The organism is Sediminibacillus terrae, from assembly GCF_009602435.1.
Classification (GTDB): Bacteria; Bacillota; Bacilli; order Bacillales; family Amphibacillaceae; genus Sediminibacillus; species Sediminibacillus terrae.
In genome coordinates this window covers 69879-83556 of the sequence record NZ_VZDQ01000028.1, presented here as the reverse complement: position 1 = coordinate 83556, position 13678 = coordinate 69879, and the positions used below count along the sequence as shown (strand labels likewise).

At 44.5% G+C, this 13678-nt stretch carries 15 protein-coding genes and 1 riboswitch; of the genes, 10 read left to right on the top strand and 5 right to left on the bottom strand.

The genetic code is table 11. From position 1 onward, the window contains the following. Positions 1–58: 58 nt before the first annotated feature. The 4 genes from yunB to F6X55_RS18760 all read left to right on the top strand — a co-directional run bounded on the left by yunB (position 59) and on the right by F6X55_RS18760 (position 4953). A complete protein-coding gene (yunB, locus tag F6X55_RS18775) occupies positions 59–844 on the top strand; it encodes a sporulation protein YunB (RefSeq protein ID WP_051382219.1) in 786 nt (261 codons plus the stop codon). A 54-nt stretch (positions 845–898) separates the two neighbouring features. Further along, positions 899–1077, top strand: a riboswitch (Lysine riboswitch). Positions 1078–1350: 273 nt separating this feature from the next. Beyond that, the gene (locus tag F6X55_RS18770) at positions 1351–2910 is read left to right on the top strand and encodes a Na+/H+ antiporter NhaC family protein (protein ID WP_153465287.1); all 1560 of its coding nucleotides are present in this window, start codon (positions 1351–1353) and stop codon (positions 2908–2910) included. A gap of 421 nt (positions 2911–3331) precedes the next feature. Further along, the gene (locus F6X55_RS18765) at positions 3332–4849 is read left to right on the top strand and encodes a sodium-dependent transporter (RefSeq protein WP_026569570.1); all 1518 of its coding nucleotides are present in this window, start codon (positions 3332–3334) and stop codon (positions 4847–4849) included. Beyond that, positions 4849–4953 (top strand): methionine/alanine import family NSS transporter small subunit, encoded by a 105-nt coding sequence (locus F6X55_RS18760; protein ID WP_152525584.1) that lies wholly within the window; start codon positions 4849–4851, stop codon positions 4951–4953. The genes F6X55_RS18765 and F6X55_RS18760 overlap by 1 nt, the downstream gene beginning before the upstream one ends. A 155-nt stretch (positions 4954–5108) precedes the next feature. Here F6X55_RS18760 and F6X55_RS18755 read toward each other — a convergent pair whose 3' ends face one another. Together F6X55_RS18755 and F6X55_RS18750 are read right to left on the bottom strand one after the other, a co-directional pair. Beyond that, a complete protein-coding gene (locus F6X55_RS18755; protein ID WP_371069363.1) occupies positions 5109–6074 on the bottom strand; it encodes a M23 family metallopeptidase in 966 nt (321 codons plus the stop codon). A 148-nt stretch (positions 6075–6222) separates the two neighbouring features. After that, entirely contained in the window at positions 6223–6837 is a 615-nt protein-coding gene (locus F6X55_RS18750; RefSeq protein WP_026569572.1) for a YhcN/YlaJ family sporulation lipoprotein, read from the bottom strand. 146 nt (positions 6838–6983) lie between these two features. Here F6X55_RS18750 and F6X55_RS18745 point away from each other — a divergent pair, with 146 nt between their 5' ends. After that, on the top strand, positions 6984–7259 hold the full coding sequence (locus F6X55_RS18745; protein ID WP_026569573.1) for a YutD family protein: 276 nt from the start codon (positions 6984–6986) through the stop codon (positions 7257–7259). 24 nt (positions 7260–7283) lie between these two features. On the opposite strand, the gene F6X55_RS18740 is transcribed toward F6X55_RS18745, so the two are convergent. Then, on the bottom strand, positions 7284–7574 hold the full coding sequence (locus F6X55_RS18740) for a hypothetical protein (RefSeq protein WP_026569574.1): 291 nt from the start codon (positions 7572–7574) through the stop codon (positions 7284–7286). 84 nt (positions 7575–7658) lie between these two features. Further along, positions 7659–7931 carry a DUF3055 domain-containing protein gene (locus tag F6X55_RS18735; RefSeq protein ID WP_026569575.1) on the bottom strand — a complete coding sequence of 91 codons (273 nt, stop codon included), beginning with the start codon at positions 7929–7931 and terminating at the stop codon, positions 7659–7661. Between the two features lie 140 nt (positions 7932–8071). Between F6X55_RS18735 and F6X55_RS18730 the strand changes: the two genes are divergently transcribed. Then, entirely contained in the window at positions 8072–8509 is a 438-nt protein-coding gene (locus F6X55_RS18730) for a DUF86 domain-containing protein (RefSeq protein WP_153465285.1), read from the top strand. Between the two features lie 99 nt (positions 8510–8608). Further along, positions 8609–9379, top strand: a complete 771-nt coding sequence (locus tag F6X55_RS18725) for a TIGR01457 family HAD-type hydrolase (RefSeq protein WP_026569577.1) — start codon at positions 8609–8611, stop codon at positions 9377–9379. Positions 9380–9632: 253 nt separating this feature from the next. Here the strand turns inward: F6X55_RS18725 and F6X55_RS18720 are convergent, their stop codons facing one another. Further along, entirely contained in the window at positions 9633–10142 is a 510-nt protein-coding gene (locus F6X55_RS18720) for a phosphatidylglycerophosphatase A family protein (RefSeq protein WP_026569578.1), read from the bottom strand. Between the two features lie 135 nt (positions 10143–10277). Here F6X55_RS18720 and F6X55_RS18715 point away from each other — a divergent pair, with 135 nt between their 5' ends. The 3 genes from F6X55_RS18715 to F6X55_RS18705 all read left to right on the top strand — a co-directional run bounded on the left by F6X55_RS18715 (position 10278) and on the right by F6X55_RS18705 (position 13678). Next, positions 10278–11249: a protein kinase family protein gene (locus F6X55_RS18715; RefSeq protein ID WP_051390391.1), complete on the top strand. Its 972-nt coding sequence runs from the start codon at positions 10278–10280 to the stop codon at positions 11247–11249. Positions 11250–11266: 17 nt separating this feature from the next. Next, positions 11267–12232: a 2-hydroxyacid dehydrogenase gene (locus F6X55_RS18710; RefSeq protein WP_153465283.1), complete on the top strand. Its 966-nt coding sequence runs from the start codon at positions 11267–11269 to the stop codon at positions 12230–12232. Positions 12233–12382: 150 nt separating this feature from the next. Next, the gene (locus tag F6X55_RS18705) at positions 12383–13678 is read left to right on the top strand and encodes a homoserine dehydrogenase (RefSeq protein ID WP_026569580.1); all 1296 of its coding nucleotides are present in this window, start codon (positions 12383–12385) and stop codon (positions 13676–13678) included.

The window sequence follows — 13678 nt, the reverse complement described above, 5'->3', positions numbered from 1 at the left end:
AGTATAAAATTCTAACCTCCTGCTAAAAAGCATATGTTTTTTTGAGGGGGTATTTATTTTGAGAAAAAACAGGAATTTCAAGGGCCGTATGGCACCGCCTCCGTTTCGTCATGTGTTCGTGGTTACAATCGTCTTTTTTACAATATCTTCTTTGGTCAGTATTTTGATAATCAACCGCGGGCTTGAGCCTACGCTTATGGATATTGCGGAAACTAGGGCTCGGCAATATGCCAGAATGGCGATTAATGAAGCAGTGAGCAAAAAAATTGCCGATGATTTGGAATACGATGAATTGATCCAGGAAAAGGTCGATAATGAAGGGAATGCGGTTTCGGTAGGATGGAATTCCGTTGTAACCAATCGTGTGGTACGGAATACCACCAACCGGGTGCAAAATTTTTTAAAGCTGTTGGAAAAAGGACAGGTTCCGGACCCGGGAAGCACGCTTGATGTGGAGCTGGAACCAGAAGAGAAGCCTTCCATCGAATCGGTCAAAGAAGAACCGACATTGATTCAAATCCCAGTCGGCCAAGCGCTGGGAATCCCGTTGTTGGCAAATTTGGGGCCTGAAATCCCTGTCAATATAGAAGTGATTGGCGATGTTCAGTCGGAACCAGTGATGGAGCGTGAAGAACTGGGGATCAATAATGTATACTTCGCTTTGTATGTAGAAATGGAAGTCAGTCTGCGAGTGGTTGTTCCGTTCCAAACCAAAACGACACAAATCAGTTCGAAGATAAAAATCGATGATCGGGTGGTCAGCTTCGATGTTCCATATTATTATAACGGAAATGGCGGCGGAGAATCGCCGCAGCTCTCGATTCCGATGGAACCCTTGCAATAGCAGCCATCCACTGGTACAATATACGAGGAATTGAATAGCGAGACCTTATCAGATCGGTGAGGTAGAGGTGCAGACAGGATGAGTATCCTTTTGGAGGATGATAACTGGGAAGAATGGTGAAAGGCCTGTTTGCCGAAGTATGAGGGAGTGTCAACCCCTTATTGCTGGTATTATCTCGAACAGGGATAGTACTGTCATGTCTGGAAAGAATAGCATGAAGGGCTACTGATCGAAATGGAGGATAACAGAATTGCTTATAGAAGCAGTGATAGGTTATTTTCTATCACTGCTTCTTTCTGTTTAAAGACACATTTCTCGTTGGCGAATTTATCATAATCCGCAAGTCGAAGGGGGGCAGGCTGCACCCGGCTTTTTCCTTTCGGACAACCCGATCGGCCGGATGCCCTCTGACTTACCGTGCGTGAGACCAGACAGGTTTTCCTCATTTTTTTCTTCAGCATGTCAATCCATTCATTTCCATAACCAAACAGTAATGGAGGTACAACATGGAAGGAACAATTTATTCATTGATTCCTGCCCTGCTGATGCTTGTGCTTGTACTGGCCACAAGAAAAGTATTGTTGTCATTAGGGGCAGGTGTATTGATCGGAGCTTTCATGCTTCATGATTTTTCGATTTCGCAAACTGCCGGAGAAATCTGGCTTGTTTTCCGAAACATCTTTTACGCGGATGGCGCGTTAAACACCGGGAACTTATATTTATTGATATTCTTGCTATTGTTAGGAATTGTCACAGCTTTTTTGACCGCTTCAGGTGGAAGCAGGGCTTTCGGTGAATGGGCGATCCGTAAAATAAAAACAAGAAAAGGGGCTCAGTTGATGCCTGCTGTATTGGGGGTCATCATTTTTATCGATGATTACTTCAACAGTCTGGCTGTAGGTCAAATCGCTCGTCCGTTGACGGACCGTCATCAGATTTCCCGTGCGAAGCTCGCTTATTTTATCGATTCGACTTCTGCTCCGATAACGGTAATCTCGCCGATATCAAGTTGGGGAGCTTATATTATCGGTACATTAGGCAGTATATTGGCAGCCAATGAAATAACCGACTATGGGCCACTGCAAGCGTTTGTCGCAATGATTCCATTGAATATGTATGCTTTTGCGGCCCTTTTGCTGGTGTTTTTGACGGCTTTGTTGAAGGTGGATATCGGTTTGATGAAAACCCATGAAAACCGGGCCATGGAAAACGGAGAACTGACGGACCCGGAGCGGGGAGAGATTGCAGGCGACTTGGAACAAAGCTTTGCAGCCAATGAAAGCGGAAGAATCTACCACCTCATCATACCGATTCTTTTATTGATCGCCGGTACAGTCGCATTCATGATCGGAACCGGCATGGACAACACGGATGGTCCGGCAGATGTGTTGGACGTATTCGCCAATACGGACGTCAACCTGTCTCTGTTTTGGGGAGGGCTTATAGCGGCTCTAGGTGCAGCAATCCTATACAGTGTGCAGGACTCATCGAAAACGAAAATTGGCAAAGTATTCCTGGAGGGAATCAAAGCGATGCTACCTGCCATCTACATTTTAGTTTTGGCATGGATGATCGGTTCGATCATAGATAGTCTGGCGACTGGCGAGTACTTGGCAAACCTCGTGCAGCAAACCTCTTTGAATTCAGCATTCCTGCCATTTTTGATTTTCATTGTAGCTGGCTTCATGGCATTGGCTACAGGAACATCCTGGGGAACCTTTGGCATCATGCTGCCGATCGCAGCAGAAATTGCGGCACTTACAGATGGGCAACTTGTCCTTCCGGCTATGGCTGCAGTGTTGGCCGGGTCTGTGTTCGGCGACCATTGTTCACCGATTTCCGATACATCGATTCTCTCTTCTACCGGTGCAGGCTCCAACCATATTGATCATGTCCTGACCCAGTTGCCTTATGCATTCATCGCGGCAACAGCATCAGTTATCGGATATTTGATTCTTGGGATAACAGGCCAGACCTGGATTGCATTATTGCTTACTTTGGTGCTTATCATGATTACAGCAATCCTGATACACAAAGCAAACGGAAAAAGCAGTCAACACAAGTGAATGAGCAAAGAAGTTGAAATAAAAAAAGCATAGAACCAAAATCAAAACCGAACGGTGTAATCGTTCGGTTTTGCTGTGCATTCACTGTAAGAATACAAACCGATTTAACCTTCTCTTGTGAACTGTGCACTATCCGGCAAGGCATTTTGCTTTCTGCAGTGCAAGGTTCATCACGCTTTCCAGCTGAGCTTGCACACCTTGCTACCGTCGATTGGCTGTCTTCGGTAATAGAAATATCATACCTTTTCTTACTTGTCATATTCTTACAGGAAAAAGGGCCCAGAACCTTTCTCCTAAATCTTCCTTTGACATTCTGGTTTTGTCTACTATATAATACAATCATAAATATCAGAAAAAAATAAAAATTTAAAACATTCGTTACACATAGAGGATGTTTTAAAAAAACAGGGGAGGTACAAACATGGAAAATCGATCACAATGGGGAACACGATTAGGTTTTCTGCTGGCAGCGATGGGATCTGCAATTGGTTTGGGAAATATTTGGCGATTCCCGGCTACAGCATACGAAAACGGAGGGGGCGCATTTTTTCTTCCATATTTATTTGCACTGTTGACTGCCGGAATTCCGCTATTGATTTTGGAATACACCATCGGCCATAAATTTCGGGGTTCTGCTCCGCGTTCTTATGGGAAAATCAGTAAAGGGATGGAATGGATTGGCTGGTGGCAGGTAGCTGTATCGTTTGTCATTTCTACTTATTACCCGGTTATCATTGCTTGGGCAATTATGTATGCTTATTTTTCTTTCGGGCAACAATGGGGTGGAGATGCTACAGCATTTTTTGTCGGAGACTACCTGCAATTAGGCGATCCAGGAAGCTTCGGAGCGATGGTGCCGAGCGTATTGCTGCCATTGATTGCCGTGTGGGCTGTCGCTTTATTTTTCTTGGGCCGAGGGGTCAAAAAAGGGATAGAGGTAGCAAACAAGATTTTCATTCCCACGTTGGCGGTCATTTTTGTGATCATTGTTATCAGAGCAGTGACACTAGACGGGGCGATGGAAGGGTTGGATGCTTTCTTCAAACCGAACTGGTCGGCAATTGCCGATGGGCAGGTATGGGTTGCAGCCTATGGCCAAATATTCTTTAGTTTGTCGATCGCTTTTGCAATCATGATTACGTATGCTTCTTATTTACCGAAAAAGTCTGATATTACCAACAATGCATTTATCACCGGTTTCGCCAATTCATCTTTCGAGCTATTGGCTGGTATCGGAGTATTTGCCGCATTAGGCTTTATGGCAGTCCAGTCCGGTCAGGAAGTATCGGAGGTAGTGACTGGCGGAGTCGGCCTTGCGTTTATGGTTTTTCCGGAAATCATCAGCCAGATGCCGGGAGCTGGATTTTTCGGATTCTTGTTCTTTGCGTCGCTTGTGCTGGCAGGTTTGTCTTCGTTGATATCCATTTCGGAAACATATATCGCTGGTATTCAGGAGAAATTCAACGTATCACGCGGCAAAGCTGTTTTATTCGGCGGAGGGCTTGCAGCAATTCTTTCATTGGCCTTTGCTACAAAGGACGGTTTGAATTTGCTTGATACGGTCGACCATTTCATCAATAACTACGGAGTAGCCCTTGCTGGTTTGTTCGAAGTAGTGGCCATTGCTTGGTTTGCAAAGTCTTTGAAAGATTTTCAAAGCCACGCCAATTCTGTTTCTGATATCCCGCTAGGGGCTTGGTGGAGAGTATGTCTCGGTGTCATTACTCCTATCGTTTTAGGCTATATGATGCTGCAGAATCTGAGAGGCGAAGTCTCAGAGGCTTATGGCGGTTATCCGATCGATTTCTTGTTCAACTACGGTTGGATAGTAGCTATCGGGGCGATGTTCGCCGGTGCCTTGCTAACCTTGAAAAAATGGCCGGATCGGGCAGCAGAAGTTTCATCAAGCGAATCGGAAGACAAGGAGGTGGCTCAATAATGTCAGGAGGAGCCATAACCATGGCAATCATCGGGGTTGTCGTCATCTGGGGCGGATTGATTGCCAGCATTCTTTATGCAAGGAAAGTTGCGAAAGCGAAATAAATTCATGATAAACCGCCTCACCGACACGGTGAGGCGGTTTTCGTTGTAAAAGAGCAGGGAAAGGGATTTCCGGCTTTTCAGCATTCATCCCAAAAAATCTCAAGGCCCCTATCGAAGTATGGCTTCTCTAGTGCTTAGCCTTTATACACATTCATTTAGTTTCGGGCGTTTCGTTCCCATTTTTTTAAATGAGGGTATGGATCGAACGACCATTCACTATAGCCGTTGTCTTTATACATCCCGTAATGAAGATGTGGTGGGAATTTTCCGGAAGTGCCGGGTGGCCCATATCCTGTTGCTCCCACTGAACCGATGACCGTCCCTGGTTCCACGACATCGCCGACATTTATCCCTTTCTCATAACCGTTCAGGTGAGCGAAGTAGTGATAATGGTTATGGATGTCCCGGATCCCGATCCGCCACCCTCCATATTTATTCCAGCCTTTCATTTCTACAACTCCATAAGTGGTTGCTTTCACCGGTACTCCGTAGCCTGCAAATATGTCGGTTCCTTCGTGGATTCTCCTGCCCCCGAAACCACGGGCATCTCCCCATGTATTCCGGTAGCTATAGTTTGCATGCAAGGGGAGGGGGAAATCGGTTTTATCCAAGGTGAGTGTACCGAACTTTTCGTATATTTTTGCAATGCTCATGATCGTTTGCACAGTCAATTCACGTTGGTAATAGTTCCATAGGGAGATTTTGATGTCCTCTTTATTGTTCCCGAATTGATTTATCCAATGGGCCATTGTGTACAAAACATCTTCATCATTGCTTTTTTCGGCCAATCCATCCCCATCTCCGTCACGCCCCCAGCCGTTGGAAACGGCTATCAGCTCTTCTGAAGTAAAGCCGGGATTGCTGACTCCGAACCAGAGCTCGTCCGGGATATCGATCGAAGTGAGTCGTTCCGCTTTGTCTTCTTCTTTTTGAATATTATGTTCATACTGATCAATTGCAGCAAAGTAATACCAAGGGATATGTGTAATGGCTTGTGTCTTTTTGAAAAGCGCCATTTTTGTCTGTTTTTCATCTGGTACCTTTTCTTCAGCTATTACAGAAGAAGAGAAGAACAAAAAGAAAAATGACAATGCGGCAAAGCAAGTTGTTTTTGATTTCAAGGTTATTCACCCCCCGGTTCTAAGTTTTCTGGTATTAGTGTGCACGAGTAATCCGGAAAAACAATTGGAAACTTATACATCCTCGAGGAGTTCACAAAGCAAAGGATGCTCCAAAGCCATTGTTGGAACATCCCTGTCTGTTTCCGTTTTATTCTGTCATGGCATCGTCATCCCGGTCCTTTACATCGGCTTCTGGCCAGCCCTCTCCTTGCGGGGCTTCTTTCATGCTTTCCATGATACTGCGGAGTGTATTCTCATAGTCGTCGTCTAGCGTCGAAGAATTTTTCAAGCTTTGGATTTCTTGAAAGGATACATCCTTGTCAGACACGATGATATCGTAGTATCCGGGCATTAAAGACATTGCAGTTTTTTTTGCTATGGATGCTGCTTTTTCTCGTTCCATGTTTTCCGGTCTGTGATAGGCGATAAGCACTTCATCGTCGGTTACAAGTGTTGCAGCTTCCTCAAAACCGTCATAGCGAAGAATCATTCTGGTGATGGTATCGGCCATTTTATTCCGGTCGATGCTGACCATTTGTCTGCTTTCTTCATCACTGTCAAGTTCATCTTTTTTATATCGTACATAACCAAGCTTCGAGGTGACGTCATTCTCATCCATCGTGCCGGTCCCTTGCTCATTATCGGCTTCCGTACCGTTTAAGGAACGGTCCACTTCTGGATCGGCCCCTCTGTTCCCAGTGGCGCATCCGGAAGCCATAAGGAGAGCAGCCAGCAGCAATGGGAAACTTCTTCGTTTATTCATCATGAGTACCCTCCTGACTTTTGATTGTTGTTCCCCCTTGTTTTAGTTTGTTGATTTTCTTTCGGTTTCATGCTGGGAAAAAACGGAGATGTATTTCTACAAGAAAAAATGTGGTACACTATTAACAGGCTTAAGGAGTGGATGTCATGATCGAAATAGAGGGCAAAAATTACGAAGTAGTAGAGAATGTGAAGGATGGCTTCCAGGAAGAAGCGATAAAACAACGATTCAGTGATATTTTAAGCAAATATGATTTTATAGTCGGCGATTGGGGCTATGAACAGCTCCGTTTGAAAGGATTTTATGATAACCAGAATCCCAAAGCGGGTTTTGATTCAAAGATAAGTACGCTCGATGATTATCTATATGAGTATTGCAATTTTGGCTGTGCCTATTTTGTCATGAAACGCATTGACCAGTAAAGCGCGAATAGAGCCGCGGAAGAACTATTCCTGTTCTTCCTGCGGCTCTACGTCACCTTTATGGTCATGAGGCGGATGTGCAGGTCCCACCTGTCTTGGCAAATCATCATGAAAATCTTTGTCCGGGAAGTTGAATGCACTATGAAACCGCTGTTCTTCATGCCAAGGAGTGCTTTTATTTTCCACTGGTTCGGATTTGTTGATAGGTGATCCATAAGCACCTTCGGGGACTTCTTCTGCTGCCAGGAAGTTTCTCCTGTCCTCGACGGTAGAGACATCAGAATACTTCTGCTTTTTTCGCTGCTTTTTTTTCATCTACTGTTCCTCCCTTATGGATAGCTTGGCAAAAGGGAGAGGTGAATATACGAAAAGAATTGCTCCAGAAACTTCCTGCTTTCCTCAATCAAGCACTTCGGTTAGAAAACGTCTCAGTTCCTCCGCTCGCACTTCCGTGAGGTGAAACTCATGTTCGAGGTTTCCTTCTTTGGCCGCGTCTTCTTTATCCATTATAGTAAAGCGGTTTCCGCTCAGATCGATTACCATTGTTTTTCCCTGATATTGTTCAGAATGAACAAGTGCCAGATCAAACCGCTGATGGTTCGATTTAAAGCTGATAAAACGGGTTTTTACTTCCTGGATTTCATCTTTAATGATCATTCGTTCTTCCGCCAATGTTATTCCTCCTAATAAGAATGCGTTTGTGTCTCTGTACATCATAGCAAAGTTCCTTTTGCTTTTAAACCACTGCCTGTATGGATATAGTTATGGTATGATAAGGACAAAATCGATTAGTTGTCGGGAGGGACAAGTCATTGTATTTTGTAGACAGAAGTATTATTGAACGTCATTTATTATATATGGATGGATTGATGACCGAATTCGACCAACATACTTACGATTCATTTTTGGAAAAACTCAGTTTGGAGAGAATGACACATATGGTGATTGAATCGATGCTCGATGTTGGCAACATGGTCATTGATGGTTTTATTATGCGTGATCCAGGTAGTTTTTTCGATATCATCGACATTCTGGTGGATGAAACAGTGTTGCCTGCAGAGGAAGCAGACGGGTATAAGCAAGTGATCGAATTGAGAAAGATGCTGGTAAAGGATTATTTGAACATCGACCATGAAGAGATTTTACGGGTGATTAAGACGAATTATGCTTCGATTGAAATGTTCAGTTCCAGGATCAATGATTTTCTTGATAATGAAACGGATGTGGCCAATACATTTTCGGGCAATTGATACGAGTTCGATGAAAATCCTTGCCAAATGGCGGGGTTTTTTCCATTGGACCGACAGCAATGGAAACTGAACAAAAGGAAGGACAGGTGAGGAACTACCATGAAAAACTATCAGGCTTATTTGATCGATTTGGATGGCACCATGTATAAAGGGATGCAGTGCATAGAAGATGCTCCGGCTTTCATAGCAAAAGTAAAAGAAAGAAACCTGCCACATCTGTTTTTGACGAATAATTCTTCCTTGACCCAGCGACAGATAGCAGACAAATTGAATGGCATGGGAATAGCTGCCGAGGAAGGCGAAGTGTTTACTTCGAGCATGGCGACTGCGGCCTATATCCGGCAGGAGAACCCCGATGCCACCGTTTTTGCCATTGGAGAAGGAGGATTGATGGCAGCGTTGGAGCAGGAAGGACTCACCCTGTCCGGTGAAAATGCTGATTATGTGGTTATCGGTATCGACCGGGATATCAATTATGAAAAACTGGCAAAAGCTTGCTTGAATGTTCGCGAGGGGGCACAGTTCATCTCTACCAACGGGGACATAGCCATTCCGACAGAACGTGGCCTTGTACCAGGAAACGGAGCGATCACTTCCGTGGTCTCCACGAGTACTGGTAAGCTTCCGCTTGTCATCGGAAAGCCCGAGAGCGGGATAATGGAGCAGGCATTAAAAGAGCTGGGCGCATCACGAGATGACACGCTAATGGTCGGAGATAATTATGACACAGATATTTTGGCAGGAATGAATGCAGGTCTTGATACGTTGATGGTGTTCACCGGGTTGACATCAGAGGAACAATTGAAAGGATATGCGGAACAACCGACTTATACGGTGCAAACGTTGAAAGATTGGCTGGACAAGCTGTAAGAACAAAGAAAAGCCCAAGCGACCCTGACATTTGTTAAAATGAGGAACCTCGATCCAAGGTGGGAAAGGGTAGGCCCCTTCGTTAGAAACAGGAAGTCCTCCAGCCGCCCGCGTAAAGCACATGGTATTTCCGCCGAATGAATGCAGGAGGTTAGCTTGTCGCTGTTTTTGTCCATTTGGTGGCCGTATATAACCGAGCAGTGAACCCATATAAAAAGACGCTTGAACAATGTGTTCAGGCGTCTTTCTCTATCTAATCGATATCTTTTTCGTCGTTCGCACTATGTGCCAGCCTGCTTGATGCAGCTGCAGCAATGGCGCCCACGATGTCATCCAGGAATGTGTGGCATTCTCCAGTGGATTTATCATTCAATTTTTTTAAAATACCCGGCTTTTGTTTGTCGATATAACCATAGTTTGTAAAACCGATGGAGCCATACACATTCACAATAGAAAAAGCGATGATTTCATCTACACCATACAAACTTTCGTCAATTTCGATTGTATGCTGAAGCGGCTCTTCCAACTTTTTTTGCTCGGCAAGCACATCCAGCTGGATGCCTGTCAGGATGGCGTTTTGAATTTCCCGCTTGCTTAGCACCCGGTCTACATGGTGCTTACATTGCTCCAAGGTAAGATTTTCATGATATTTATTTTGTAAGTAATAAACAAGATCGGCAATGTCATCCATGGTAACTCCACGATCGACGAGCCATGACCTTGCCTTTTGTTCTAGTGCGGATTTTTTTGTATTATTCTCCATAGCAAGACACCTAACCTTATAATTATTTCTACTCCTTACTATACCCTAAGCCAGCATCGATAAATCAAAAACAAGGTTCGAATTTGTTCTGAGTCTTCATAAGCTGAACTAAAAGCAAAAAGGAGAGAGTGATCCATGCTGGAACTTCTATCCGAATATACCGACGGCTTTCAGGGCAGTGAAGTGACACTAGATGGGGTGAAAGGCTACCGTCAGGAAAAGGATTGTTTCTTTATTATACCAAAGTCAGCAAGTGATAAGCGGTATTTCGAACAAAAAGCAGTTGGCGAGTACTTTTTTCAAAATGGGTTTTCTCGTCTGGCAGTTCCCATTGTGAATAAGCAGGGCGATCTGTTCACCGAATATGGCGGTCAACCTTACGTTGTATTGTATGCAAACCTGTCCGAAGATCGGGAATATACAGACCATGGCGCTGATTTGGCTATGTTCCATCAACTTGGCAGAAATTATCCTTACCAGCCGTCAGAGGCTGTTGCCTACGGACAATGGAAACAGTTATGGATCAGCAAACTGGCGTTGTTTGATTCCATTTTCCAGCAGCAGTATAACGAACGGCCGGTGTCCCGATTTCAACGATTGTTCATCGATACATACCCGTATGTGAGCGGGTGTGCGGAAAATGCCCTTCAATATTTGCAGGAGGCAGAGTCCGAACAGCATTTTGACGATGGGGATGGGGGCTGCTTCACCTTTCAACGATATGGGGGACAAGTGAAAGGACAAACGATTTGGCCGGATGAAATTGTTTATGATCATGCCGCAAGGGACATTGCCGAGCAGATCCGCATGATGCTGTTGCAACCAGATTCAGGGTTTTACCGCGTAGAACAATTTCTTTCCGAATATCAGGCTGTCAAGCCGCTTTCCATCTTCGGCTGGCGATTGGTTTATGCTCGATTGCTGCTGCCAATTCATTTGTTCGATTATATCGAAACAGGAATATCGAGTCGCGACCCCGAATTCACTTATAAGGGATACGCAGAGCTGTTGGAGAATCAACCGGAATACGAGCAGAAAATGAGAACTTTTTTTGCCGATCTGGGCCTCGATGCAAAAGCATTGCATATCCCTGTATTAGATTGGTAAGAAAGGATGTAACTATTATGATCAAACCATATCTCTATGTGACCCGTAAACTACCGGAAGAAATTATCTCACCTTTTCAGCGTCACTTTGATATCCAGATGTGGCCGTATGAGGAGAAACCGGTTAATCGAGAAACGTTGGAAAAAGAAACCAAACGTGCTGATGCCATACTCACCATGCTCTCAGATCCAATGGGCGGTTCGCTGCTTGAGCAGGCTGAGAACTTGAAAATTGTCGCAAATCTCGCTGTCGGGTACGACAATATCGATATTGCTGCTGCCCGTAAATTGGGAATCACTGTTAGTAATACCCCTGATGTATTGACGGAGACTACCGCAGATTTAACCTTTGCTTTGCTGCTGGCAACGGCGCGAAGAATTGTGGAAGCCGACAGCTTCATCAAGCAGGGGTTATGGAAGAATTGGGCACCTTTCTTGATGGCCGGTACAGATGTTCATCATAAAACATTGGGAATCATCGGCATGGGAAGAATCGGAGAAGCAGTCGCACGCAGAGCCCAGGGCTTTTCTATGAATGTTCTTTACCATAATCGTACAAGGAAACTTCAAGCAGAAGAAGCACTCGGGGTCCATTATGCAGAGTTCGACCGCCTTCTAGAGAAGGCTGATTATGTTGTTTGCCTGGCACCTTTAACAGACGAGACCAGGTATATGTTCGACAAGGAATCATTTTCCAAGATGAAAAAGACTGCTGTCTTTATCAATGCTTCCCGTGGGAAAAATGTAGATGAGAAAGCATTGTATCAGGCATTGATCCAGGAAGAAATAGCTGGTGCTGGCCTGGATGTTTTTGAAGATGAACCGATTGATTCCACACATCCATTATTAACGCTGCAACAGGTAACTTGTCTTCCGCATATAGGTTCGGCAACAACTGAAACAAGAAAGAGAATGATTGAGTTGTGTCTGGAAAATATCGAACGGGTGCTAAGTGGGGAGAAAGCGAAAACACCGGTATCCTGACAGATAGGACCTGCTGTGCAGATTGGTGCTATTAAAGTGATTATTTTCTTAACATTCAAAAACCTCCTTGCTAAACAAGATGGAGACAGGTATAATGTCCTCTATAGATAAACAGATGTATATTTATAACATACACGAGGAGGCGGAATAATGACGGGGAAAATCAGCATCGGTCTGTGCGGCCTCGGCACAGTCGGCACAGGAGTTATCAAAATTCTGCAAAACCACCAGGAAGAAATCAAGTATAAGCTCGGTTGTGAACTGGAAGTAAAGAAAATTCTGGTACATACGCTGGAAAAGGCTAGAAATATTGAAGTGAATGCTGGTGTGTTGACGACAGAACCGGATGACTTGGTCAGTGATCAGGAAATCGATATTATCATCGAAGTCATGGGAGGAATCGAGTCTACTTACGAACTGCTTGAAAAGGCATTGCATCATAAAAAACATATCATTACTGCCAATAAAGATTTGATGGCTGTATATGGACAAAAACTCCACAAAATAGCGAAAGCAAATGATTGTGATATTTTCTATGAAGCAAGCGTGGCAGGAGGTATTCCGATTCTCCGCTCGTTGACAGACGGACTCGCTTCCGACCGGATTCAAAAGATGATGGGAATCGTCAATGGCACTACTAATTATATTTTGACCAAGATGACCGACGAACAGCGAACTTTCACCGATGTCCTGAAAGAAGCGCAGGAACTCGGGTTTGCAGAGTCCGACCCTACAGCAGATGTAGAGGGGCTGGATGCTGCTCGTAAAATGGCGCTCTTGGCGAATTTGGCTTTTAAGATGGATATTCACTTAGACGATGTTGCGGTGACCGGAATTACATCGATATCTCAGGAAGATATCGTGTTTGCCAAACGGTTGGGTTATGTTGTAAAGCTTATCGGGATTGCGTCTATGGGCGAAGGGAAGGTAGAGGTAAGCGTCGAACCTACATTGCTGCCACAGGACCATCCGTTGGCTCTTGTGAAAAATGAATACAATGCTGTTTATGTACATGGGGAAGCAGTCGGTGAAACCATGTTTTATGGTCCAGGGGCAGGCAGTATGCCGACAGCAACATCCGTGGTTTCCGACTTAATGGAAGCTGTAAAGAACATTAGGCTGGGCATTAGCGGCAATTCGTATATCACACCCCAGTTCACAACAAAGTTAAAGAACGATTCCGAAAAACATTCCCGCTATTTTGTCAGGCTGGAGGCGGATGACCAAGCAGGAACTTTTCAGGAATTGACCAATGTATTTACAGATCAGAATATCAGTTTTGCAAAAATACTGCAGCTTCCTGGAAGTGCAGAAAACACAGCGGAAATCGTGATGGTCACCCATCATACAAGTAAACAACAGCTGATGAACAGTTTAGAGAGCCTGAACAACCTGGATGTTGTAAAACGGCTTATTAGTTATTATCGAGTAGATGGGGAGGAATGA

What these genes read in the sequence shown, in the direction of transcription:
- F6X55_RS18770 (WP_153465287.1), top strand. Translation starts at nt 1,351, where the DNA reads ATGGAAGGAACAATTTATTCATTGATTCCTGCCCTGCTGATGCTTGTG.
- F6X55_RS18765 (WP_026569570.1), top strand. Translation starts at nt 3,332, where the DNA reads ATGGAAAATCGATCACAATGGGGAACACGATTAGGTTTTCTGCTGGCA.
- F6X55_RS18760 (WP_152525584.1), top strand. Translation starts at nt 4,849, where the DNA reads ATGTCAGGAGGAGCCATAACCATGGCAATCATCGGGGTTGTCGTCATC.
- F6X55_RS18750 (WP_026569572.1), bottom strand. Translation starts at nt 6,837, where the DNA reads ATGAATAAACGAAGAAGTTTCCCATTGCTGCTGGCTGCTCTCCTTATG.
- F6X55_RS18745 (WP_026569573.1), top strand. Translation starts at nt 6,984, where the DNA reads ATGATCGAAATAGAGGGCAAAAATTACGAAGTAGTAGAGAATGTGAAG.
- F6X55_RS18740 (WP_026569574.1), bottom strand. Translation starts at nt 7,574, where the DNA reads ATGAAAAAAAAGCAGCGAAAAAAGCAGAAGTATTCTGATGTCTCTACC.
- F6X55_RS18725 (WP_026569577.1), top strand. Translation starts at nt 8,609, where the DNA reads ATGAAAAACTATCAGGCTTATTTGATCGATTTGGATGGCACCATGTAT.
- F6X55_RS18720 (WP_026569578.1), bottom strand. Translation starts at nt 10,142, where the DNA reads ATGGAGAATAATACAAAAAAATCCGCACTAGAACAAAAGGCAAGGTCA.
- F6X55_RS18715 (WP_051390391.1), top strand. Translation starts at nt 10,278, where the DNA reads ATGCTGGAACTTCTATCCGAATATACCGACGGCTTTCAGGGCAGTGAA.
- F6X55_RS18710 (WP_153465283.1), top strand. Translation starts at nt 11,267, where the DNA reads ATGATCAAACCATATCTCTATGTGACCCGTAAACTACCGGAAGAAATT.
- F6X55_RS18705 (WP_026569580.1), top strand. Translation starts at nt 12,383, where the DNA reads ATGACGGGGAAAATCAGCATCGGTCTGTGCGGCCTCGGCACAGTCGGC.